Below are 21,683 nucleotides of genomic sequence, written 5' to 3' on the forward strand. Positions count from 1 at the left end.
CGGGCGAGCGCCCAGGGCCTCCGGTTCGGTATCGATGCGGCGCCGCTACTCTTCCGGCTCTTCGGCCGCCTCGTCCTTGCTTGCGCCGGCTGTCTTGCGCTTGCGGTACGCGAGCGCTCCGCCCGCGCCCGCGGCCGCTGCCAGAGCGATGCCCGCGGCCACGGCGTAGCCGGTGCCGTCGGGGGCGTCGGCCCCGGTCTTGGCGTAGGGCTCCTCGGGGACCTCGGGCGTGTCGGGGTTGTCCACGACGACGCTCTGCTCGGCGGAGTCGATGTCCTCGTGGGTCGCAACGACGTTGCCGGCGGAGTCCAGGACCTTCTCGAAGACGACGAGCTCGTCTCCCTCGGCCAGGCCCTCGGTGTCGAACTCGAAGGTCACCTCGACGGTGCCGGAGGGCGCCTCGGGCTCGAAGGGCGTGCGCGCGGTCACCTCGTTGCCGTCCTTGTCGAGGAACGGCTCTCCGGTGCCCTTGTCCATGAGCGTGCCCACGGCGATGTAGGTCTCGCCGGGGACGAGGCCCTTGTAGGCCACCGTGTCGATGACCTTGGCCTTGCCGGCCTCGATGACCTGGTCGCCGTCGGCGGCGTCGGCCGCCTGCGTGCCCACCTCGACGGCGACGTGGACTGTCTGGCCCTCGTCGGAGAGGTCCGCGTGCGACGCCACCTCGGCTCCGTCCTTGCGTAGGCTCTCGAACACGACCAGGTCGCGGCCGCCGAGCAGGCTCGCGTCGAAGGAGATCTCGACGTCCCGGCTGCCCGTCGAGAGCGCGGGGGCGAACTCGGCCTTGGCCCCCACGGGCATGCCCGAGGCGTCGGTCACGGGCTCGCCGGTCGCCTTGTCGACGAGGGTGGCCGAGAGCTCGTACTCCTCGCCGGCCTTCAGGCCCTCGTAGGCGACGGCGTCGACGACCTTGGCCTCGGCGTCGGCCGAGACGTCCTTGTCGCCGTCCACCCCGTCCTTTGCCGTGGTGGAGATGCGCGGGCCCTCCTGGTCGTCGAGGCCCATCCACACGGCCTTGGCCACCGTCGAGTCGCGCTCGATCCAGAAGCTCCTGGTGATGAGCTCGAGGCCCTCGTTGGCATCGCAGCGCAGCTCGGTCATGGTGTAGGCGCCGTAAGGCAGGGCCGCCAGCGAGTCGTCGACCGGCGCCGAGGAGCCGTCCTCGCCGAGCGAGAACCAGATGCCGGCCTTCGGGTCCATGTCGGCGGCCCCGATCGGGCCCTCATGGCCGAGCAGGGCGTCGTTGGCGTTGGTGTCCCTCGAGTGCTTGTTCCAGCTGCTCGCGGTCGACGCGTCGCCGTTGCGGTCCGTGACCAGCACGTGAGTCTCGCCGGTGGCCGCGTTCTCGATGGCGAACGGGACCATGAGGCCGGCGTTGTCGGACTCGCTCTTCTTGGAGAGCTCGAGGTCGTTGCGCACCACCTGGTCGCGGAACTCGAGCGCGGCGCCGTCCGCGGAGGCGCTCACGATCTCGCCGCCGGTGCGGACCTCGAAGGTGCGGGGCTCGCCGTCGGTCAGCAGGTAGCTCCCGTTCGTCGCCGTCTCCCGCACGTCGTAGGTCCCGTACGGCAGTGCGTTGGCCGTGGTCTGCGCGGTGTAGGCGCCGGCCTCGTCGTTCCATGCGGTGGTCAGCGTGGCCACGGCTTCGCCCGGCTCGCGCCATTCGCCGTCAACGAGGACCTTGTGCGCCGAGCGGTTCGTGACGGTGAACTCGATCCCGTCGAGGCCGGGGTGCTCGCCAGGCGCCTCCTTGTGGCCGCTGCCCGCGAGCGCCTCGGACGCCTGCAGCTCCTTGTCGGACTTGGTCACCTGCACGCCGCCGCGGAAGACCTCGTCGGTCACGGGCTCGCCCGTGAGGTCGCGCACCTCGTCGGCCTTCACGGTGAACGTGACGGAGGCGTCGCTGGCGTCGTAGCCCTCGGGCGCGCCGGACTCGACGATGCGGTAATTGCCCGCGGGGAGGGTGTCGGCGCCGGTCGCGGCGACGTGCGACCCGTCCTCGGGCGCGGTCTTGATCGTGGCGCATACCTCACCGTCTGCGTAGTACTTGCCGCCGACCAGCACGTAGCGGCCGGTCTCGTTAACGACGGAGAAGCTCGCGCCGTCGAGCGAGGCGTCGCCCTGGGGCTCCGCGCCCGCCTCGGAGTCCGTTTTGGCGACCTTGACTCCGCCCGTGGACCAGCTGAAGCTCACGAGCGTCTGGGAGCCGCCGCCGGTCCTGACGCAGAACGCCTCGAACCCGGCGGATACCTTGCCGGCGCCCGCCTTCATCTTGGCGAAGGTCCCGCCGATCAGCTCGGATTTCGCCCAGGAGGCGAACTCGGCGCTCGTGCCGTGCGTGGCAGCCGACTCGGACCCAGAGTAGGCGTAGGCGATGAGCACATGGCTCGCCGCCGCGTACTTGGCGTCGTCCCAGCCGCCGCCGTCGTACCAGCTGCCCGGGAACATCGACGCGTCGAAGCCGGGAGAGCCGAACGAGTACCAGATCGCCGCTGTCACGTCGCCGCTCGGCACGGGGCTCGTCGAGTAGGAGCCCGGCGCGGGCGTCGGGGACGAGGGCTCGGCGCAGTAGGCGATGTTGCCGTCGGCGCTCATCCACGTGGTGGCGAAGCCGCCGTAGGGGATCTTGCCGCCGATGGACACGTCTACCGTGCTCGGCGCGGCGTAGGCGGGCGAGGCCGCCACAGAGGCGAGCAGAGCCCCCGCCGCCAGGATGAGCGCCATGGCGCATCGGAGGAGCTTTTCCTGCAGGGTGCAGTCTTTCGCTGCGTTCATCTTTCCGCCTCCCTATCTCTCGACGCTTCGCTGTGCGCGGGGCGCCTCGTGCTCGGCGGCGCGGCTCGCCTGGCGGGCGTGCTCGGCGCGCTCCGCGAGGTAGCGCGAGCGCCCTGCGTCAACGGCCTCCTTGAGCTGCGCCGGCATGACCTTCACGGTGTCCTTGACCGTGCGTCCGTCCTCGTCGAGCTCGGGCTGGCCGTCCGGGCCCATCACCGTCTTCCTCAGCCACACCTCGCGGTTCGCGAGCAGCGGTATGTCTCGGAAGTCGGCCCCCTTGAAGCGGCTCTCGTTAACGAACATGGGGCTGAACTCGTAGCCTCCCACGTCCATGCCGTCGACGACGGTGCCCTTGGGAAGGGTCGCCGAGTTGAAGGTCCTGGCCTCGCCGGTCGCGCGGTCGGTGTACTCGATGCCCTCGCGCACGAAGCTCTTGTGCAGCGAGAGGTACACGTTCTTCCTCTCTTCCATGTCTTTCCTCCTTTTCGTTTTCAATCGGTCCTTGTCTTCATCCGCCGGGACGCGTGCCCCGGCGCGGTGCCCCTATCTCATGGCGACCGCCCCCTTCCTCGCTTTTCCGCTAGAAGCCGCTCACGATGTCGCGCGCCCAGGAGCCGCTTTTCACGAGGGCCAGGATGAGCAGCACGCACATGGCCAGGTACTGCAGCGCGTAGGTGAGCCCGTTCGCGACCGCGTCGGCCGGGGTACCCGTCCCGGGGTTCGCCCCGGTGAGCCCGCCGAGCACGAGCGGGAACGATATGAGCAGCACGAGGATGATGACGCCGGCGATGCAGACCGCCCCGAAGCTCTTCAGGTAGCCAAGGCCTATCTGGCGCGTGGCGTCCATGCCGAGGAACGCCAGCGGGATCGGGGCGAACGCGGCCATGATGTAGAGCTGGAGCGCGCGGGCCCAGCAGACCACGAGGGCGACGACGTAGGCCGCCAGCACCACGACCCAGCTGATGAGGCTCACGACGAGCATGGCGATGAGCGACGGGATGTCGTCGTCGGTGGTGACGACGGACACCTCGGGCAGGTCGAGCGCGCCTCCGGCGCCGAAGAGCGCCTCGACTCGGTCGATGGCGAGCCCGCAGACCTCGTAGATCGACGCCATCAGGTCGAAGCTGTTCTGTATGAGGAACAGGAACACGGCGAAGAACACGAGAAGGAAGACGACCTCCTTGACGCCGGGAAGGCTCTGGCTGCCGTCCATGCGCTGGGAGATCTCGATGAGCTTCAGGGTGAAGACCAGGCCGAGCACCCCGCACCCGATCGGCAGGATGGCAACCTGCCATACGCCCCGGGCGACGTCGTGCATGGTCAGGTCGCTCGAGCTCGTGAGCATGTGCGCGAAGTCGGCCGAGAGGATCCCGTTCGCGCCGATCGACCCGAGCACGCCCGTTTGCGCCTTGAACATCCAGTTGCAGCAGTCGCGCAGAAGGCCGCACAGCCAATCGTTGACGTCCCCGGCTATGTCGGCGTATGCCGGCTGCGCGGGGACGAGCAGGAGCGCGCAGAGGGCGAACGCCGTCGCGGCGGAGATGGCGAACGCCCTTCGGCGTCGCGCCTTGAGCGCCCCCATGGCTACATCGCCTCCAGCGAGCCGCCGCGCGAGACCACGGTGACCACCGTCGAGGCGGGGTCGTCGAGCGTGAAGGTCGTCGACGCGACGTTCCCGGCGTAGTCGAGCCACACCTCTTTGTCCCAGGAGGCACCCGCCGCCTGCGGGGACACCTCCGCCGCCTTCCCGGCGACGGCCTCCTCGATGGCGGCGACGTCTGCGCCAAGCGCCTCGGAGAGGCGGCCGTCGGTGCCGGTCACGGAGAACGTTCCCTCGCGTGCCTTCTGGGGCGCGTAGGCCTGCGTCAGGAGGTCGCAGGCCAGGGTGCGGGCGTCCCCGCCGCCCGAGACCTGGATGAGGGACAGGCCTCCCGCCTTGTCGCCGGTTCCCTTGACGTCGATGGGCACGCTGAGCACGCCGTCGGCCTCGGTTGGCTCCTCTGCCGAGAAGAACCAGGCTCGCTCGGTGCCGCCGGCGCTCTCCACCATGGCGCCCTCGACGATCCGCAGCGTGGCGGTCGGGTCGTCGGCTCCCGTCCACACGGTGTTCCAGAGCGCCTCGGCGCCCGAGGCGGCCTTCCCGGTCGCCGCGTCGGCGCCTGCAGCCGCGGGCTGCGCCTGCCCCTGGGGGCTATCCTGCGCGCCTTCCTGCGGGGCGATGGCGCAGCGCGCCGCGCCCGCGCCGAGCGCCACGACGAGCGCGCCTGCCGCGACGGCGGCCATGACCCTTGACTTTCCCTGCATTGGTTTCTCCTATCTCGCGGTGAGCGCGCAGCTGAAGCTGCCGATGCCGCTCGCTATGCGGCACACGTCGCCCGTTCGCGGCTCGTGTATGTACCTGTCGTCGCCGATGTAGATGGCCACGTGGCCCGAGCGGTAGAGGATGTCGCCGGGCTTCGCCTCCGAGAGCGGTATGCGCCTGAGCTCCTCGTACTGGGAACCCGTGTAGTGGCTTATGCGGATGCCCGCCTGCGCGTAGCAGTACTGCGTGAGCCCGCTGCAGTCGAGCGCCTTGCCGGGGGTCGAGCCTCCCCACACGTAGGGCACGCCGAGCTGGCTGTACGCCGCCTCGACGATCGCGTTCCCGCTCGCGGACGGGTCCTTCAGGTCCTCGACCGTCATGGAGTCGAGCCGGTAGAGGCCCCATTGCGCCATGATCGACTTCAGGGACTCGACGTAGGACGAGTCGGTCGCCCAGCCGGCGTCCTTGAGCCCCTCGGCCATCCTGTCCGAGTCGTGCCCCTCGATCGCCTCGCGGATGAGGGCGTTGCCCGAGTAGCGCTCCGCCTGCAGGAAGATCCTGCTGCGGAAGCGGATGCACTCGGCGTCGCCGGTGAAGCGGATGAAGCTCGCCGTGATCTGGGTGTGCTCGCCGGGCACGTACTCCTCGCTGGTGGCCCAGTTCGCCTTGCCTGCGACCTCCGGGCAGCCCGCGTAGCCCGACCACCACTTCATGCCGAAGAGGTTGTGGTCGCGCTCTGCGAGCCGGCTCATGCGGTCGCCCTGGCCGGACTCCTGGATGATCTGCGCGATGGTGCAGCCCGCCGGGTGCCCGTACTCCTCCTGGCACTCGAGCGCCGCCTCGACCATCTCGTAGGTGATGTAGGGCGGCAGCCCCTCGAGGCCCTGCTTGGAGGCCGCGTCGTCCCAGAAGCCGAACAGCGCGCTCAGCAGCTGCGCGACGGCGAGCGCGCAGGCGACGAAGGCCACGATGCCGGCCACCGCCCCGAGCAGGGCGGGCGCTGCGCCCGAGGCCGCGCCCGCGATCGCGGAGGCGGCGCCCTTCGACCCCGCGGCGCGGGCCGCCTCGCCCGACGCCTGCGCGGCCGCCTGGGCCGCCTGGTGCCTGGCCGGGGCGGTCGCGCCGGCTGCCTCGGGGCCGCGCGCGCCTCCCTTGGGGGCGCCGAGGGCGGTCGCCGCCTTGCGGCTGCCTTGGGCTGCTTTCTTCGCCTTCCTCTGCCGCAGCCTTCCCGCGGCCTTCTTGGACGCGCGCCCCGCGTCGTACATGCCCGAGGCGCCCTCGAGCTCCTCCGAGTCGTCGAATTGGGAGACGGCCTCCCGGGCGATCGCCAGCTTCGCCGCCTCGACGCGCGAGCGCATCGCGGCCGCCGCGCGCCGGTCGCCGGCGGGTTGGGACAATTTGTCCCCGAGCCCGCCTTCCGGAGCATCGGGCCTGGAAGGGCGCTCCTTCGCCGTTGCGGCGGGGCCTCCCGCCTCGTCGAGCGGGCCGGCTCCCTCCGAGACGTTTCCCAGGGCGTCGCGCTCGGTCTCCGTGACGTCGCCCGAGGTGAGCACGTCGCGGCGCTGCGCCCCGACCACCTCGAGCATCCCGCCGCCCTCGCTCGGGCCGGCCATTCCTATTCCTCCGCCTCTCGCGCCGCCCGGCGCATCTCGCGCTCGGCGACCTCTGCGGGCTTGGTGTTCCACAGGTCGTAGAGCGGGCCTTTCGGGAAGTCGTCGGTGATGGGCACGCGGATCCCGGCGCTGATGAGCAGGCCCTCGCCGGGCTTGACGGCGTCGCCGATGTAGCCGCGCTCCGTGGCGGAGAGCTGGAGCATCTCCGCCCACGCGTCGAGGTCGGCGGTGGACTGCTTGTGCAGCAGGAAGAACTCGGAGTTGAGCACCATGTCGCGGGCCTCGGCGTTGGCCAGCATGTGGCTCGTGTTCTGGCTGATGCCGGTGCAGATGAGGCCGAACTTGCGCCCCTCGCGCCACAGGCGGGCGAAGTACTCGACCACCGTCGGGTGCGCGAAGAGGCTCTGCACCTCGTCGATGTAGAGCCATGTGTAGTTGGGGCGCGGCGGCGTGACCATCACGCGGTTGCGCACCATCTCGAGCGCCGTGATCATGCCGAACACGCGCATGTTCTGGCCGAGCCCGTGCATGTCGATGTTGGTGATGCGGTTGTCGAGCGCCACGTTGCTCTGGCCGTTGAAGAAGGAGAACGCGCCCTTCACGTAGCGCTCGTAGCGCAGCGCGATGTCGGCGGCCTCGGGCTCGGGCTGAGCGAGCAGCGCCGCGTGGAAGTCGCCGAGCGTGGGCAGGCGGCCGTCCCTCGCGCACTCCCGGTACGCCTCGCCGACGCAGCGGGCGATGATCGAGCGGTCGCGCTCCGGCAGGCCCTCGCGCCCCTCGGCCATGAGCGCGCTCGAGAGCGCGAGCACCGCGTCGGTCTTGTACGCGAGCTTGGCGGCGTCGGCGCGGTCCGCGACGTCGGCGGTGTCGAGGGGGTTGAGCACCGCCGAGCATCCCGGGGCGAGCTCGACGTTCGCGCCGCCGAGCGCGCCGACGAGGTTGCCGTACTCGCCGGCCGGGTCGAAGATCACCACCTCGTCCTCGGGGTGCGCGAGAACGGTGTTGGTTATCTCGCGCTTCACCGAGAAGCTCTTGCCCGAGCCGGGCTTGCCGCACACGAAGCCCATGGGGCTCGCCAGGCGCTTGCGGTCGCACAGCACCAGGTTCCCGCTCTCCTTTGACTGCCCGTAGTAGCCTCCGCCCGCCTCGTCGAGGCTCTGGCTCGCGAAGGGCATCTGCATGGCCACCTGCCCCGTGGTGAGGTAGCGGCTCACGGTGACGTGGTTGTCCCCGAGCGGGAGCACCGAGTTGAGAGCCTGGCGCTGCCGGAAGTGGAGCGGCTCGAGGCCGATCGTGCAGCCCTGCGCGACGCTCGTCACCTGCTGGACGCGGCGGTCGAGCTCCTCGAGGCTGTCGGCCCAGGTGTAGACGAGGCCCGTGTAGACGAACAGGCGCTCGGACTTGTTGCGCAGGAAGTCGAGCAGCTCCTCGGCCTCCTCCTTCGAGAAGCGCAGCTCGGGCGGCAGGATCTGGTAGTCGTAGCCCTTCTTCACGGCGCTCATCTGCTCGTCGATGATCTCCTTGTCCATCCAGTCGATCTGGCGCTTCACGAGCGCGAGCGCCTCGCTCTGCGCGATGGGCTGCACGTGCAGCGTCACGTTGAGCGGCAGCGGCAGGTCGATGATGGAGGCGAGGTAGGTCTCCTCGATGACCGACCCGAAGCTGCGCACCGCGAGCACCGCGCCGTAGCGCCCGTCGCTGCAAAAGCAGTCGGACCTGCCCTCGGGCTTGAAGTCGAGCGTGGAGGGCATGACGAAGTCCTTCGTGCGCGCGCCCGACGTCGGGGACAATTTGTCCCAGGAGAACTCGAAGCGCGACCCCGGGCGCAGCTGCCCCTGAAGGAGCTCGAGCCTCTCGGCGCCGTCGAGGGCGCGCGACGAGCAGCGTATGCGCGCGAGCGTCTGTTCCACGTCGCCCCGGATGCGCGCGAGCTTGGGCACCGCGGCGTCGACGTCGTCGGCGCCCACGGCGTAGGTCAGGTAGCGGTGGCGCACGAGGTTCGAGACGCCCTCGCGCATCTTGTCGTTGAGGATCCGGTTGTACTCTTCGGCGAGCCCGGCGGTGGCGCGCTCCCCGGGCTCGAAGAAGACCTTGCGGCCGACCTCGTCGGCGGGGATGGGCGCGTTCACTACCTGGAGCTGCACGTGGGAGTCCGCCGGGAAGTAGTTGAACAGCGAGCTCATCACGGTGAAGGCCGTCTCGCGCGCCTCCTTGCGCGCGGACTGGTAGCTGATGTCGGAGAACTCGACCGTCTGGCTGAACACCCCGGGCATCACCTGGGCGATGCCGTCCCTGTACATGGCGTCGTAGCCGACGTAGGCGGCCATCTCGCGCGAGCGGTCGCGCTCCCGGCGGCGCCTCTGCCGCTCGGCCTCCGCGCCCTTCGAGGCGTCCTTGCGCCCGCCCGTGCCGCCGAGGAGCAGCCCGAGGGTGCTCGGGCGCTTCGGCCTATTCTCCTTGTTGGTTCTTGCTCGGCTCATAGAGCTCGGCTCCTTTCTTCCTGGTCCTGCGCCTCGCGCGCCGCCCCGGGCGGCCCGGGCGCGGCGAGCCCTCGGGGAGGCTCGCGGCGAGGCAGGGCTCGTACGCGAGCAGCTGCGGGGAAAGCTCGTGTGCCGCCAGGAGAGGCAGCAGCTCCTCGGCGCGCATGCCGAAGGGCCGCCAGAACCCGGCGAGCCAGAACGGCATGCTGCAGAGCATGATCGGGAAGGCCGCGTCCGCGACGTCGGCGCGCAGGCCCAGGTGGACGAAGGCCGCCGCCCCGACCGCGCTGCCGAAGCCGAGCGACACGCATGCGAGCGTGCGCAGGCTCATCTTCCCGACGATCTTCTCCTCGTACTCGCCGATGTCCTTCTGGACCGGTATCCGGAGCGCCATCCGCGACGCCCCCTATGCCGGCAGCCAGGACGTGTCCAGCTGCCCGAAGTAGACCGACGCGGCGATGATGATCGCGCCACCGGCGATGGTGGATATGGCGGTCGCGATCTGCGGGCCGCCCTGCTGCTCCCTGATGGCCAGGCCGAGCGAGACCGCTCCCCACACGACCAGGAAGCCGCCGAGGAAGGTCACGCAGCCCGACACGAGCTTGATGACGTTTGCGAGCATGCTGCTCTCCTTTGCTTTCGGTTGACGATGTTCCTTGCTGCTCCTCCCCCGCGGCGGGGGAGGCCCGCGCCCTCCGCGGCCCCGTCACGAGGCGCCATCCTTCCGCCTGCGGTACTCCGCGAAGTCGAACGGGCCGCGGCGCGCGGCCTCCTCGAGCAGGCGCGAGCGCGGGTGGCGCTCGAGCCGGTACTTCCGGTCCATGAGCGGCATGCACCCGTTCACGAGCACGAGCGCGTCCTCGCGCGGCATGCGCGCCACCTCGGCGGGCTGTATGAGGTCGCGCTCGGAGATGCCGCGGTTCACGGTCCGGGTCCAGCCGGCGCCCCGCGAGTCGCTCTGCGTCTCGCTCGCCACCGTCTGCTTGCCGGCCATCTTGCTGATCTCCTCGTTGGTCTCGTTCGCCTTGCCGCCCAGGTAGAGCAGCGTGTCGCAGGCGTTCACGATGGTCTCGGCGTTGTTGTCGCCGTAGGTCTCCTTCAGCTGCGAGAGCGACTGGGCGATCATCGAGACGGCGATGTTCCTGCTGCGGGTGACGGCGATGGTCCGCTCGAAGTCGGGTATGCGCCCGATGTTGGCGAACTCGTCGAAGACGAAGTGCACCGTCGTGGGCAGCGAGCCGCCGTGCGCCTCTAGCGCCTCGGCGCAGAGCGCGCTCACGGCCGTATCCATGAGCAGGGCGAACAGGAAGTCGAAGGTCGAGTCGGTGTCGCTCATCGACGCGAAGAGCACGACCTTGGCGCCCTCGTCGCCCATGTGGGCGAGGTCGAGCTCGTCTTTGGAGGTGAGGTCGCGGACGGCACGGATGGACAGCGGCTTCAGGCGGACGTTGCAGCTCGAGAGCATCGACTTCATGGTGTCGCCGGCGGCGACGCGGAACTCGCGGTAGCTCGCGAGCGCGAAGTCGTCGGGCGGCGCCGGCTCGCGGACCTTGACCCACTCCCACGCGCCGTCCTCCTCGGCGAAGCCGCGCAGCGAACCGCCCTCCGCCGAGGCGCCGCCGCGCCTGACGTAGCGCTCGCCGGTCTCCAGCTCGCGGAACACCATGTCGAGCGGGCTCATGTAGCCCGGGTCGTCGCGTGCGTCGGCGAGCGAGAGCAGCGTGAGCAGCCCGTCGAGGTTTCGGCCGGCGGGCTCGCAGTGCATGACGAGGTAGGCCGTGAGCGCGGTGTAGACCAGGCGCTCGGCCTTCTCCCAGTAGGGGTCGCCCTTGTGGTCGGCCTCGCCCTCGGTGTTGGCGACGATGCCGCGGGCGAAGCGGATGACGCCCGCCTCGTCGCGTATGTAGGCTATGGGGTTGAAGCGCATGGAGCGCGAGAAGTCGATGGTGTCGAATGCGCGGATCTCGTAGCCGAGCTCCGCCAGCGCGCCGCCCATCTCGCGGATGAGCGTGCCCTTCGGGTCGGTCACGAAGAAGCTGGCGTTGGCCTGCAGGAGGTTCGGCTTGACGTAGTAGCGTGTCTTGCCGGTGCCGGGTCCTCCCACCACGAGCACGTTGTCGTTGGTGTCGGTGGAGAGGTCGAACCTGCGGCTCACGAGGCGGATGCGCGCGCTGTCGGTGAGGATGATGTTGTTGTCGGGGTCCTTGGCGTCGCCGAAGGGCGCGATGTCCTTAGGCGTGGCCCACCTGGAGCTCCCGTGCTCCTCGCCGTCGCGCCGGGCCCCTTTGGACCCCAGGGAGCGCGCCCAGGCGAGGAGCGCCGCGCACGCGCAGGCGGTCCCCGCGCACAGGGGAAGCGCCTCCGTTGAGAATGCGCGTCCCGCGCGGAGCGCCGCCATGGCGGCCTCCGGGTCGAGGATCGGGTTCGCGCCCGACGCCGCGATTGCCGCGGCCGCGAAGTCTCCCGCGGCGAACGCCGCCGCGGCCAGCGCGGCCGCCGCCTGCCATCTCATCTCTCGAGCCCCTCGATCTGGCGCGGGCCGCGGTCCCGGCCGAGGCCCTGGCTGTGGGCTTTCGAAGCCTCGCGCGCACGCTCGGCGCGCTCGGCCAGCCGCTCGGGCGCCTGGCGCCTCTCGGCTATCTCGGAGAGCCGCTCCCTTGCGCGCTCGGCGGCCTTTCCCGTCTCTTGCTCGAGCTGACGGAAGGCCTCGTCGACCTCGGGCGCGTCCTCCACCTTGAAGAGCAGCCAGTCGCGGCCCTCGCCGGGGATGATGTGGTGCTCGACCGACGCGGCGCGCAGCTTGTCGGAGACGACCTCCTTGATCGTCGCGTACTCGGGAAGCCCAGAGAGCTCCTCGAGGCTGAGCTTCGCGTAGGTCGGCACGCCGTCGGCCGCGATGGCCTCGGCGCGCCCGCCGGCGATGGTCCCGCGGATTCCCGCGAGGCGCTCGGAGAGCTCCCTCGCGCTGCGCGCCATTGCCTCGGCGCCGGCCTCCTGGCCGATTCTCAACATCCAGTCGAGCAGCTTGCCGCCCGCCTCGTCCCCGTAGTCGCTCGCCATCCCGCGCCTCCCTTCCAGTCGAGATGAAAAAGGGGCGCCTTCGCGCCCCGGTCGTCCCTATTCGGCCCCGACGGCCCTCTCGCGCGCCATTGGGGCGCGGGCTTCCTGCCCGGCGTGCGCGCGGCTCGCCTCGCGGGCGGACGCGGCGCGCTGCGCCAGCGGCTCGGGAGCCTTCTCGTGCAGATGGGCCCACTCGCCGCTGCGGCACTGCTCCGGCGTCGCCTCGCACATGTCGCGCATGGCGCGCTCGAACCGCTCGGGCTCCTGGGCGATGGCGCCGAAGCTCCAGCTCTCGAAGCCGGTCCACGCGTCGCCGTCGCGCTTGAGCGTCCACCACTCGTCGCCGCCGTTCACCTGCTGGATGAACGCGAGGTCGCGGTAGCAGAACCCCTGGCGTATGGCCCAGTTGCCCGAGCCCAGCGCCTCGCGGAGCCTGTCGACGCTGTCCGTGCGGGAGAACTCGTAGGGGTACTCCTCGAGGAACGGGTCGTCCTGCCAGTCGAAGCCGCCGACCTTGAGCCAGCCGTTCTCCTGGCACTTCTCCACGAGCCCGTCGTGCTCGCGGCCGGTTATCCTCTCGAAGCCGTCCATGGGCCCTCCGCCTTTCGTTTGTTGCTTGGCGGGCGGCGTCCTCGCGATGGGGGCACGGTGCGAGTCGGAGCAGGCGTGCGTGCTGGCGCGTCGGCGCCGCCCAAGACGTGTATAGCGATTTCGATTGAGTCGGCGACCGGGGCCGCCCGCGATGGGTCGAGCTGGGTCGAGCCGTCCGCGCCTCCATGGGAAGCGCACAAGCTAGCCGAGCCGGCGCCTGTCCCTTCCGCCCAGGTAGACGGGCCTGCAGGTCTGGGAGATCCTGCTCGCGATCGCCTCTGCCGTGACGCGCTCGCCGCGCCTCGCGAGCCTGTCCGCCAGCGCGCCGGGCGCGTAGTTCGACGTGACGATGGTCGGGCGCATGTCCTCGTAGCGCGCGTCGAGCACGCTGAACACGGTGCCGACGGACCATTCCGTCGCGTCCTCCTTGCCGAGGTCGTCGAGCACGAGGACGTCGCACTTGGCGTACCGCGCGACGGCGGCCTCGGTGCCGCCCTCGTCGAACGTAGCCTTCACGCGCTCGAGCATGCCCTTGGCCGTCGTGAAGGCGACCTCGTAGCCGGCCTCGGCGAACAGCCTGGCCATGGCGGAGGCGGCGTGCGTCTTGCCGGCGCCGACGCCCCCGTGTATGTAGAGCCCGGCGCCCCCGTTGCCCGCGAACGAGGCCATGTACTCGGCGAACTCGGGGCGGTCGGCCTCGGCGGCCCAGTAACGCCTGGGGATGCCCGCGCGCGAGAGAGCCTTTTCCCGGCGCGCGGCCTCCTCCTTGGCGGCGAGGGCCGCGCGCCTTCGCGCCTCGGCCTCCCGCTCGCTGGCTGCGCCCTCGCACGGGCAGGGGGCGGCGGAAACCCAGGCGACCCTGCCCGCCAGCACCGCGCCGAGCGGATCGAGGGCGGCGCCGCAGTGCGGGCACGCCCTCGGCTCCGGCTCGTCGAAGGAGAGCCCGGCCGCCCGGGCCTGCTCCAGGGTAATGAGTCCTGCTCGGTCCATCGGGCGCCCCTTCCTTATCTTCTGAAGTCCTTGTTGTCCCTTTTGCTTATTGGGTGGCATATCGTCAGGGGTTTCCCTGTCATCTCGTCAGGGGTTCGGGCTGCAAACCCTGACGGTTCGTCACCCTTGTTCGCGGCGAACCCTGTCATTTCGTCACCCTTTCGCGCCGGGAACCCTGACGAATCGTCAGGGGTTGCCAGCGCTCCGGGCGGCAGCCTCTCGCGCACGATGCGGTACCGTTTGGTGGCGTGCCCGCGTGCCGGGGCGTGCATGCCGCACTCTTCGATGAGGCCCCGGTCGAGCAGGTCGCGGATGGCGCGGTGGACGCTGCGCTCCTGCACGTTGAGGAAGCGGGCCAGGCCGCCCTTGCTCTCGAAGTAGCCGCACCCGGCGTCGCAGAAGCCGAAGATGCGCGCGTAGACGAGCAGGGGAAGGCCGGAGAGGCCCAGGTCCGCCATCATGAAGTGCCGTACCGTCGTGAACTCGCGCGGGGAGGGGCCGTCGCGCCCCTTCGGGCCTGCGGCTGCCATCGGCGCTAGCCCCTTCTGGGCGAGCCGACGATGCTGTTCCGCTCGACCCATGCGACGAGCTCGTCGTGCAGCACGATGCCGTCGCGTGTCTTGCCGCCGATGTAGCGGATCGGGAACGGGTCGTCGGGGTCCTTGGCGAGCCGGTACATGGCGTCGCGGCTGATGCGCAGCATCGCGCACGCCTCGTCGGCGCCGAATATCGCGTTGGTCGATGCGATGAGCCTCACCTGGCTCCTGCTAATGCTCTTGGTCATGGTCGTCCTCGAGCTCCTTTCGTCTCGAGGCTCCCTCGCGTGCCCGGCCGCGGGCGGCTCCCGGGGCAGTCGCCGCCGTCATTTCCTGCCGCTCCTCGACTCGATGTAGGCGTCCACCGACGCCCTCGACACCAGGAGCTTCCTTCCGAGCCTGTACGAGTCGATCTCTCCCGACCAGATGAGGTCGTATGCCTTGTTTCGGCTTGCCCTCATGTACTCCTGCATCTCGATCACCGTCATCCATTCGTCGCGATCTTGGTTGCCCTCGGGCGCGACGCATTCGGCTGTGTGTGCCATGGTTCCTCCAATCTTCCCGTGCGGCACCGCGCGAGCACACCGCACGGCACCGTGTCCCTTTTCGTCTGCGCGACGATTGAACCGCCTGATGTCGATTGGTGAGCACGGCAGGAGCTGAGACGGGTCGAGGTGGGTCAAGCTGGTCGTGTCTTCACGAAACGGCCATGAGCCGCGTGCCTTAGCTGGCAGCTAAGTCCCCGAAAAGTAAAAGGCGCCCATGCGGGCGCCTGCCTAGTAGCTGGAGTTGTTCGGTTGTGGTCGGAATGCTCGTCTTCCGCGGTGCTGTCGTCCGGGGTCCGGCATCTGTCGTTCGCCTCTTCTGTCGTGTTTGATGTTGCGTGTTCTGCGAGCGACCTTGCGCGGGCCTGCCGGCCCGTTGCCCCAGGTGCACCCGGATAAATGGTACCCATCCGTTGGAACATGGACATCACGGGAGGGCTGTTTGGGCAAGCTAGGATGGATGAGCGGCGGGGTTCTAAATGCAATAATTCGAGCTAAAGGGCCTTGTACTCTCTTTTGTAAAACGCGAGGGTGCAATAAACTCGACGATCCCCCTGAACCTTTTCTGAACGAATCAGCTCTTAGACGGTATGACGCGACACGCATCGGTAGTGCTCGGACTGGGTTAGTCATCGAGTGGGTATAGAACATACGTTCTGTATAACGTTATAGCACCAGGTGGCAGGCGTAGTTTCAATCGAAGCTACGCCTGCTGCTATATATGGGTTGATGGCGGTATCAATGCCCGCGATGTTTCTGTTTGCGCTTCAGTTTTCGCTGCTCGAAGCGCGCCTCCGCCTCATCCGCGCGACGCTGGCTTCTTGCTTGAGCCGATTCCCGCTTCATCGTCTCCCGCTGATTCGCGAGCGCCTGCTGCGCCTTGGTGCTCATCGCCGGCTGCTTGAGGGCCTTCGACGCCTCGCGGGCGCGGCGTTTGGGGTTCCTCGCGGGCTTTCTTGTCTCTGCAGGTTCGTCGCCGAAGAACTCGAGCTTCGCCCATTTGCTTGCAACGAATTGCAGGATTTCCTCATCGGACGGCTCTGCGCCGAAGACGATACGGGCGGCGCCGTATCCGCCGTCCTCGACGTGCTCCGCCAGCCCGACCCAGAATTGGCCGTCGTGATATACGGTCAGGGTGGACGACACGCTGATCTGCATGGCTGGTTCCTCCTTTATGTAGATGGCCATGCAGAGAAGGGACAACCAAGGAGGCAGGTTACTGATGCGGACTCCCGCACGCCCACGACTACCCGACGGGGACTGTGTTTTCATCTCTGGTGCCCGCATTGTAGCACGCGCGGATTCACGATGTTGATTGCCGGCGCCTAGACGGAGATGAAGGCGGTTCGATCTAGGTCAAGCCGGTCGCTCGTTCATGAAGCGGCCGATTCCCTGAAAATAAAAGGCGCCCACGAGGACACCTACAGGCTATCTTCGAACTACTTGGTTTGGGGCAGACGGAGGAAAAAAATAGGGCAGAATCGCTCTCACGATCCCGCCCCGCAAACCCGAGGGTTTCTAACTGGCTCCATTATTCCGGGCTTCTCAGTTCTGTCATTGACCCAGGTATCACCCGTCTCCTATAGCGAGTGAATATAAAAATAGGGCAGAGTCGCTTGCGCAAGTCCGCCCCTAAAACCGTGAAGGTTTTGCTATCTGCAGGCTATTCTACCAACCCGAGCGATTCTGTCAACCTGCGAAGGAACTCGAGCGCGGAGCGAGCTGCGGCGTCGGGCCCCTTGTCGGGCAGCGCCTCGGTTTCGCCGTCGGCCCTGGCGAACATCTCGGCGAGCTCGGATGCGGCGCGCGAGTGCGAGGAGCCCTCGGGTACCAAGCCGGAGTGCGCCACGAGCACGGTCGCGACCTCCTGCATGGCCGTATTCCCCATCCACTTCCTCCTGGTCGCCTTGGGAATTCCCACGGCGGCGACCCTTCGGGAGACGCCGCTGGACGCAGAGCCCCGGGCGGCGCCCCTCTCGGCGAAGCAGTTGATCAGGCACGAGCCGTGCGCGGCGCAGTTGCGGACGGACTTCACGCGCTTGAGGTCGTAGTGGGAGGCCTCGAGGCGCCTGTCGCCCCATCGCCTGGCGCAGAAGCGCACGAAGTCGATGAGGGTACCGAACGAGGTGAGCTCAAGGAAGGCCCAGGCAGGCATGTCGCCGGAGTACTTCGCGTAGAGGCTCGAGCTGTAGGGGCTGCGGCCGCTCATCTTGAGCTCGCGCAGGCGGTACTCCCTGTTTGCAGTGGTAAGCGATGCCATGTAGTCGGCCACGATGGCGTAGCCGTCCTCTCCACGGTCCTCCATCTCGCGAAGCAGTGTCACCTTCTGGAAATGCTCGATGTCGAGCGTCATGCCGAGCAGGGCGTGGCGCAGCTCCTGGTCGAGCGCCGCGAGCAGGCGCAGCTGGCCGAAGTCGAGGTCTACGTAGCGGCCGTCGCGCGGGCCTCCCTCGTATTTCGAGAAGAGTTTGCGGTAGGATGCGAGCTTGAAGAAGTTGCACTTGTCGCGCAGGTAGTCCGCGGCCTCTTCCTCGGAACACAGTTCGAAGGCTACGCCCTTCTGCTTGAGGTGCTCTATCTGCTGCTCGATCGTGAGGATCGGCTTCCTATCGTGGGGTTCGGCCATGCTCGGTCTCCTGTCATTGATTTGAGAATCCTATTCTACCAGCATGTTTGCCCTGAATCCTGAAGGCCCGTTCGCCAACTCATAAGCAAGCCACCTGAGACTACTCACTTTGTTCACGAATGGCGAAGACCTGCGACCTGGGGTTTGCAAATGGCGCGCAAGCCACCCGCGTTAATTCACTTGCGATTGCAGCTGGCGGCTTGCGGGCAAAAGGGCGGTTGAGTTTCAAAACGGGCGTTTTCGGCGCCATCGAGCCTCCAAAGGCGACCCGCCGCGCACTTTGGGACAAAAACAAAAACTCAAAGCCCTGAGTTTGAAAAAAGTTTTTGAGGTTGTCCCAGCTTTTGTCCCCGAAGCCGACGAAACGCGACATCGCGTCATTCGGCGGCACGCGTTCCGTGTCGATGCCGAAAACTGGGTGTAACTGGAGTGACGGGACGGCAGAACCGACGCCATCGAGTGGGAGTAGGCTGACAGGGTTCTGACCTGCACTTTTGAGTGCTGCACTGTGCCGCTGAGTTTCGTTTCGTACGAGAGTCACGGCAAAGCCACCAGCGACATTGGTGAGTAAACTCAATTATCGAGCCTCCGTTCCCATGTTGGAATGGAGGCTTTTTCTTTGCCTTTTTATTCCCTTTCATCTGCGATTTCGCCATTTACTCCCCGTGTTTCAAGATGACAAGGCATGGGGCGGTATTCGGAGGAATGGGAGTAAGGATTCATTCCCGCGGCGGACGAGATGGCGACTAGACAGGGCGATCCCTGCAACGGGCATTATTATCCGGGAAACGTTTGATTGCGAGGCACGCCGGTGTGAGGGCCTGAGTCGTCAGGCCCTCACAGGGGGACCGCGATGGTGGCCACCGCGCCGCCCGAGGGGCTGTTGGCGAGCGAGACGGAGCCCCCGTGGGCGCTCGCGGCCTCGGAGGCGGCGTGGAGGCCGAGCCCGTAGTGGCGGCCTCCGTCGCGCGAGGAGCGGGAGGAGTCGTCTGTGAAGAGGCGCTCGCAGCCGCGTTCGAGGGCGGCGGGAGAGAAGCCCGGTCCGTCGTCGGACACCTCGATGACGAGGTGGCCGCCCTCGACGTCGCAGGAGACCGCCACGCGCGAGCGCGCGTGCTCGGCGGCGTTGGCCACGAGGTTCGCGGCGGCTCGCGCCAGGGCGGTTCGGTCGAGCGGGGCCTCGGGCGCGCCCGCGACAGCAGGGCCCGTGGCCGCGTCGAGCGTCACGCCTCGCGCCCGGGCGATCTGGGCGGCCTCGGCGAGGACCTGCTCGCAGAGCTCGGCCGGCCGCATGGGGGCCCTCTCAGCCCCGCCGGACCCGCGCGAGGCCTCGATGAGCAGGCGCACGTAGCCGTCGAGCCTTTCGACACTGCCGGCTATGTCGCGCGCGGCGGCCGCGAGGTCGGCGTCTTTCTCGTCTTCCAGCTCCTCCGCCACGAAGTCGGCGTTGGCGCGCAGCACGGTGAGCGGCGTCTTGAGGTCGTGGGCGAGCGACGCCACCTGCTCGCGCTGCCCCCGCTCCGCGGCCCAGCGGGCCTCGAGCGACTCGGCGAGGGAGGTCCGCATGGCGTCCATCGCGGCCAGGACGTCGTTCACCTCGCGCACGTTGGTGCTGCCGACCGCGAAGTCGAGCTCCCCCGCGCCGACGCGCTCCGCCGCCTCCGCGAGCGGCGCCATCTTGCGCGAGATCACGCGGCTCGCGCGGCGCGCCACGAGCGCGAGTGCGAGTGCGCTTCCCGCAGCGGCGCCGACGAGCATGAGGTTCTGCGGGTTGGGAAGCAGGCCGGCGAGGTCGCGCGAGACCCACTGCGGCAGGTACTCACTGACGAGTGCGCAGGCCCCGCCGCCCTTGAGCGGGAACGCGGCGTAGGTGAGGCCCGAGCCCCCGCCCTCAATCTCCACTGTGCCCGGATCCGCGGCGAGTGCCGCACGGGCCATTTCCGTTGCGTCCTCGAGCCGCGTGCCCTCGAGGTCTGTCATCAGCACGTATCCGTCCTTATTCAGGATGAGGTAGCGGTACGCCGTCGGCACGTCCTGCTGCCCGCAGACGCCGTCGCGTGCCAGGCCCTCCGCGACCTCGCGCGTATTGGCCGGCCCCCAGCTTGCCTCGTAGACGAAGCCCGCGTTGATCGCCGCGGAGAGCGCCATGAACGAGGCGAGCCACGCCGTGGCAACCGCCGCGAACGCGTAGGCGAAGTAGCGCGCGATGACGAAGGAGAGCGGCATGCCCCCGCGACCTCGCGCCCCGGTCCTCAGAGCTGCCACTTGTACCCCATCCCCCAGACGGTCGCGATCGGATCGGCGCCGGCCTCGGAGAGTTTCCTCCGGGCGCGGCTGACCTGCATGGATATGGCCGCGTCGTCGGCGTCGCTCTCCCAGCCGAGCACCGCCTCGCGGATCTGCGCGCGGCTCATGACCTGTCCGGGGTGGCGGGCGAGGTACTCGCAGATGGCGTACTCGGTGGGCGTGAGCGGCACGGCCTCGCCACCCACGGCGAGGCCGCGCGCCCCGAGGTCGATCCGCACCTCCCCGAAGGAGAGGGCGTGCGAGCGCGGCCGGCGCTCACGGCGTAGATGGGCCGCGACCTTGGCGCGCAGCTCCGCGGCCCCGAAGGGCTTGCGGACGTAGTCGTCGGCGCCCAGGCCGTAGCCGGCCACGGCGTCCTCCTCGGCCACGCGCGCGGTCAGGAAGATGATGGGCCCGTCGAAGTCCGGGCGGATCTGCCGCACGAGCTCGAAGCCGTCGAGCCCCGGCATCATGACGTCGCAGAGCACGAGGTCGAAGCGCGAGAGGTCCATCCCCGGGACCGCCGTCGGGTCCGCCGCCTTGACGACCTCATGGCCGTCGCGGCCGAGGACGCGCGCGAGCGCGTCGAGGATCGCCCGCTCATCATCCACTGCCAGTATCCTCGCCATGTTCGACCTCCTGAAACTTCCGTCGAAATTGTACTAGCGCCGCGCTCAGCGGTCCAGAGCCTCGCGCGCAGCCGCGGGCGCCTCGGCCGCATCGCACGCGCGGTAGCGCACGCCCGAGCCGCCGCGCGCCTCGATCTCGAGCCAGCCCTCGCCGTCCGACTCCCGTCCGAAGAAGATGAGCTGGAGCTCTCGGACATTGCCCCTGTCGTCCGCCGCGTCCACCAGGTAGACGTAGTTCGCCCCCGCCCCGGTGGCGTCGGCGTAGGAGCTCGCGTGACTGCCGGGCTCGGGCGCGGGCGCCCACATGGTGATCTCAGGGTTGGGCAGCACGCGTTCGGCGATCGAGTGCAGCGCCGACCCCCAGCCGGCGTCGAGCAGGGCATTCCCGCCCAGGACGAGCGCTGCGGAGAGGAGGGCGAGCACGGCGGCGAGCGGCTTCCTACGCATCTGCCCTCCCGTCCTCGAAGCGGCAGAACCAGGCCAGAAGGACGGCGGCGGCTGCCAGGGCGAGCACGAGGCCAGCGAGCGCAGTCGTGAGGAGAGGGGCCGCCGCGCGTGCGGCGTCGATGAAGACCTCCACTCCGAGCGACCCCAGGCGCACGGGCCAGGCGAGCGGCACCCAGCTCAGGGGCGTCGCCAGGGCACCGGTGAGCTCGCCGGTCATGAGGCCGTGCGCAAGTCCGCCCACTGAGAAGAACGCGAGGAGCATCCCCGCCGCGCCAGCGCCGATGACGGCGTTGCGGCCGAGGCGCAGGGACACGCTGAGCCCCAGCGCGTAGAGGGGCAGGCTGCCCAGCACGATGCCCGCCCAGGCGGCCGCAAGCGGAGCGGGCCCGAGCGGCAGGCGCCCGGCGACGGCGAGCACGGCCCCGAACACGCCGAGCGCCACGGCCAGCGCGCCCGCGCCGAGCGCCGCAAGGGCGAGCAGCTTCGCCGCGACGGCGCGCCCGCGCGAGGGGACCGCCGTGAGGTTGGCGAGGCGCCCGGCAGCACGCTCTTCGTCCACGGCGAGCCCACAGACGATGGCGGACATGAGCGGCATGAGGGCGCCGAGGAACTGGACGTAGGCGTCCGCGCCCAGCGCCGGGTCCCATCGGGTAACGGAGAAGTACTCGCCGCAGGCAAGACCGGCTGCCAGGCCGCAGACGAGGTGCACCGCCGTGAGCGGGGAGCGCGCCAGGCGCAGGGCCTCGGAGAGCAGGGCCCGCGGGAGAGTCATGCGCGGCGTCGGGTCGGAGAGTCGTGTCATG

Annotated in this window: 22 protein-coding genes; all 22 read right to left on the reverse strand. The window is 69.0% G+C overall.

From position 1 onward, the window contains the following. Positions 1-45 precede the first annotated feature (45 nt). Positions 46-2,775, reverse strand: a complete 2,730-nt coding sequence (locus AAA069_RS00960) for a VaFE repeat-containing surface-anchored protein (RefSeq protein ID WP_349127319.1) — start codon at positions 2,773-2,775, stop codon at positions 46-48. A gap of 12 nt (positions 2,776-2,787) precedes the next feature. Next, complete coding sequence (locus AAA069_RS00965) at positions 2,788-3,246, reverse strand: DNA gyrase (protein ID WP_101677781.1); 459 nt, start codon at positions 3,244-3,246, stop codon at positions 2,788-2,790. A 109-nt stretch (positions 3,247-3,355) separates the two neighbouring features. Further along, positions 3,356-4,357, reverse strand: a complete 1,002-nt coding sequence (locus tag AAA069_RS00970) for a conjugal transfer protein TrbL (protein WP_233541041.1) — start codon at positions 4,355-4,357, stop codon at positions 3,356-3,358. A 2-nt stretch (positions 4,358-4,359) separates the two neighbouring features. Next, entirely contained in the window at positions 4,360-5,058 is a 699-nt protein-coding gene (locus AAA069_RS00975; RefSeq protein WP_349127320.1) for a hypothetical protein, read from the reverse strand. Between the two features lie 30 nt (positions 5,059-5,088). Next, complete coding sequence (locus tag AAA069_RS00980; RefSeq protein WP_349127321.1) at positions 5,089-6,690, reverse strand: glucosaminidase domain-containing protein; 1,602 nt, start codon at positions 6,688-6,690, stop codon at positions 5,089-5,091. Between the two features lie 2 nt (positions 6,691-6,692). Next, a complete protein-coding gene (locus tag AAA069_RS00985) occupies positions 6,693-9,170 on the reverse strand; it encodes a VirB4-like conjugal transfer ATPase, CD1110 family (protein ID WP_101677782.1) in 2,478 nt (825 codons plus the stop codon). Further along, positions 9,139-9,564: a PrgI family protein gene (locus AAA069_RS00990; RefSeq protein WP_349127322.1), complete on the reverse strand. Its 426-nt coding sequence runs from the start codon at positions 9,562-9,564 to the stop codon at positions 9,139-9,141. The genes AAA069_RS00985 and AAA069_RS00990 overlap by 32 nt, the downstream gene beginning before the upstream one ends. A gap of 12 nt (positions 9,565-9,576) precedes the next feature. Then, entirely contained in the window at positions 9,577-9,792 is a 216-nt protein-coding gene (locus AAA069_RS00995; protein ID WP_006234636.1) for a hypothetical protein, read from the reverse strand. A gap of 84 nt (positions 9,793-9,876) precedes the next feature. Then, positions 9,877-11,682 carry a VirD4-like conjugal transfer protein, CD1115 family gene (locus AAA069_RS01000; protein WP_349127323.1) on the reverse strand — a complete coding sequence of 602 codons (1,806 nt, stop codon included), beginning with the start codon at positions 11,680-11,682 and terminating at the stop codon, positions 9,877-9,879. Beyond that, positions 11,679-12,230 carry a hypothetical protein gene (locus tag AAA069_RS01005; protein WP_349127324.1) on the reverse strand — a complete coding sequence of 184 codons (552 nt, stop codon included), beginning with the start codon at positions 12,228-12,230 and terminating at the stop codon, positions 11,679-11,681. Before AAA069_RS01005 ends, AAA069_RS01000 begins: the two co-directional genes overlap by 4 nt. A gap of 57 nt (positions 12,231-12,287) precedes the next feature. Then, positions 12,288-12,821: a hypothetical protein gene (locus AAA069_RS01010; protein WP_033500213.1), complete on the reverse strand. Its 534-nt coding sequence runs from the start codon at positions 12,819-12,821 to the stop codon at positions 12,288-12,290. 201 nt (positions 12,822-13,022) lie between these two features. Then, on the reverse strand, positions 13,023-13,811 hold the full coding sequence (locus tag AAA069_RS01015; RefSeq protein ID WP_349127325.1) for an ATP-binding protein: 789 nt from the start codon (positions 13,809-13,811) through the stop codon (positions 13,023-13,025). A gap of 14 nt (positions 13,812-13,825) precedes the next feature. Beyond that, on the reverse strand, positions 13,826-14,341 hold the full coding sequence (locus AAA069_RS01020; RefSeq protein ID WP_349127326.1) for a hypothetical protein: 516 nt from the start codon (positions 14,339-14,341) through the stop codon (positions 13,826-13,828). Between the two features lie 5 nt (positions 14,342-14,346). Continuing rightward, positions 14,347-14,595, reverse strand: coding sequence for a helix-turn-helix domain-containing protein (locus tag AAA069_RS01025; protein ID WP_101677788.1), 249 nt, complete (start codon positions 14,593-14,595; stop codon positions 14,347-14,349). A 78-nt stretch (positions 14,596-14,673) separates the two neighbouring features. Beyond that, positions 14,674-14,892 carry a helix-turn-helix domain-containing protein gene (locus AAA069_RS01030; protein ID WP_075279314.1) on the reverse strand — a complete coding sequence of 73 codons (219 nt, stop codon included), beginning with the start codon at positions 14,890-14,892 and terminating at the stop codon, positions 14,674-14,676. Positions 14,893-15,630: 738 nt separating this feature from the next. Then, positions 15,631-16,050, reverse strand: coding sequence for a YjdF family protein (locus tag AAA069_RS01035; RefSeq protein ID WP_349127327.1), 420 nt, complete (start codon positions 16,048-16,050; stop codon positions 15,631-15,633). Between the two features lie 505 nt (positions 16,051-16,555). Then, on the reverse strand, positions 16,556-17,518 hold the full coding sequence (locus AAA069_RS01040) for an Abi family protein (protein WP_195625200.1): 963 nt from the start codon (positions 17,516-17,518) through the stop codon (positions 16,556-16,558). 100 nt (positions 17,519-17,618) lie between these two features. Continuing rightward, positions 17,619-18,095, reverse strand: a complete 477-nt coding sequence (locus AAA069_RS01045) for a hypothetical protein (protein ID WP_349127328.1) — start codon at positions 18,093-18,095, stop codon at positions 17,619-17,621. A 260-nt stretch (positions 18,096-18,355) separates the two neighbouring features. After that, the gene (locus AAA069_RS01050; protein WP_349127329.1) at positions 18,356-19,744 is read right to left on the reverse strand and encodes a HAMP domain-containing sensor histidine kinase; all 1,389 of its coding nucleotides are present in this window, start codon (positions 19,742-19,744) and stop codon (positions 18,356-18,358) included. A 26-nt stretch (positions 19,745-19,770) separates the two neighbouring features. Further along, on the reverse strand, positions 19,771-20,433 hold the full coding sequence (locus tag AAA069_RS01055; RefSeq protein WP_195448542.1) for a response regulator transcription factor: 663 nt from the start codon (positions 20,431-20,433) through the stop codon (positions 19,771-19,773). A 45-nt stretch (positions 20,434-20,478) separates the two neighbouring features. Next, positions 20,479-20,880 carry a hypothetical protein gene (locus tag AAA069_RS01060; RefSeq protein ID WP_349127330.1) on the reverse strand — a complete coding sequence of 134 codons (402 nt, stop codon included), beginning with the start codon at positions 20,878-20,880 and terminating at the stop codon, positions 20,479-20,481. After that, positions 20,873-21,682 carry a lantibiotic ABC transporter permease gene (locus AAA069_RS01065; protein ID WP_349127331.1) on the reverse strand — a complete coding sequence of 270 codons (810 nt, stop codon included), beginning with the start codon at positions 21,680-21,682 and terminating at the stop codon, positions 20,873-20,875. Before AAA069_RS01065 ends, AAA069_RS01060 begins: the two co-directional genes overlap by 8 nt. Position 21,683 lies beyond the last annotated feature (1 nt).

It is taken from the genome of Collinsella sp. CLA-SR-H006 (assembly GCF_040097075.1).
Lineage (GTDB): Bacteria > Actinomycetota > Coriobacteriia > Coriobacteriales > Coriobacteriaceae > Collinsella.